This window comes from Actinocorallia lasiicapitis, from assembly GCF_054778695.1.
In genome coordinates this window covers 1-1,394 of the sequence record NZ_BAAGZI010000716.1, presented here as the reverse complement: position 1 = coordinate 1,394, position 1,394 = coordinate 1, and the positions used below count along the sequence as shown (strand labels likewise).

Here is a 1,394-nt window from a genome sequence, read left to right as displayed (position 1 = left end):
TGTCGGCGAGCGGGGCGGCGCCCATCGCGGGCTCCCGCCCGGCGGTGCCGGCGGCGGAGGGCAGGAGGACCTTGAGGATGCGCTGGAGGATCGGGCGGAGCGACTCGGCGGGGACGACCGCGTCGACGATGCCGCGCGCCGCCAGGTTCTCGGCCCGCTGGACTCCCTCGGGGAACGGCGCGCCGTGCAGCGCCTCGTAGACGCGCGGGCCGAGGAACCCGATGAGGGCGCCCGGCTCCGCCGAGGTGACATGGCCGAGCGAACCCCACGAGGCGAGAACGCCACCGGTCGTCGGATGCCGCAGATGTACCAGATAGGGGAGTTTGGCGCGCCGGTGTTCCATGACGGCCGCGGTGATCCGCGCCATCTGCACGAACGCGACCGTCCCCTCCTGCATCCGGGTGCCGCCCGAGGACGGCGCGGCCAGCAGCGGCAGGCCCTCCCGGGTCGCCCGGGTGACGGCCGTGGCGATCCGGTCGGCCGTCGCCTGCACGAGCGACCCGGCCAGGAACCCGAAGACGATGACCACGAACGCGACCCTGCGCCCGCCGACCAGGCCCTCCCCGGTGATGACGGCCTCGTCGCAGCCCGACCGCTCGCGCGCCGCCTCCCACTCGGCGGCGTAGCCGGGAGGGGCCGTCACCGGCCGGTCCCAGGACCGCCAGCTTCCGGGGTCGAGCGTCAGATCCACCAACCCGCGCGCATTGATCACACCCTGATTGAACCAGCCCCGCCGCCGCGGGCCGTCAGCCGGTCGGCAGCAGCTTCTTCTGGACTTTGCCGAGCGCGTTCCGCGGCAGCGCATCGACGAACCTGACCGCACGCGGACGCTTGTGGACGGACAGCTCACGCGCCACATGGTCGATGAGGGCCTGCTCGGTGACGCCGTCGGCCACGACGTAGGCGGTGACCTGCTCGCCCAGATCGGGATGCGGGGTGCCGATGACGGCCGCCTCGCGGACGGCGGGATGCCCCAGCAGCGCGCCCTCGACCTCACCCGCGCCGATCTTGTAGCCGCCGCTCTTGATCAGGTCGGTGGAGGCGCGTCCGACGATCCGGTGCCAGCCGTCCGGGCCGATCGTCGCGATGTCGCCGGTGTGGAACCAGCCGTCGCGGAGCGCTTCGGCGGTGGCGTCCGGCCGGTTGAGGTAGCCGTTGAACAGCATCGGCGCGCGGACGAGCAGCTCGCCCGGAGTTTCGCCGTCGTGCGGCAGCGGGGAGCCGTCCTCGTCGATCAGCCGGGTCTCGACCCCGCGCAGCGGCAGCCCGACCTGCGCGGGCCGCCGGTCGCCGTCGTGCCGGGCGCTGACGGTGATCAGGGTCTCGGTCATCCCGTACCGCTCCACCGGGCGGTGCCCGGTCCGCTCGGCGAGCGTCGCGAACACGGGCGCGGG

Annotated in this window: 2 protein-coding genes; both read right to left on the bottom strand. The window is 74.0% G+C overall.

Features of this window, described 5'->3' with window-relative positions; all coding sequences use genetic code 11:
- Positions 1–805 (bottom strand): carboxyl transferase domain-containing protein (locus tag ACYVE7_RS34065; RefSeq protein WP_460370709.1); only part of this gene is annotated, 805 nt, incomplete at its 3' end.
- A partial coding sequence (locus ACYVE7_RS34060; protein ID WP_460370707.1) for an AMP-binding enzyme occupies positions 747–1,394 on the bottom strand: 648 nt, incomplete at its 5' end. The genes ACYVE7_RS34060 and ACYVE7_RS34065, both read right to left, overlap by 59 nt.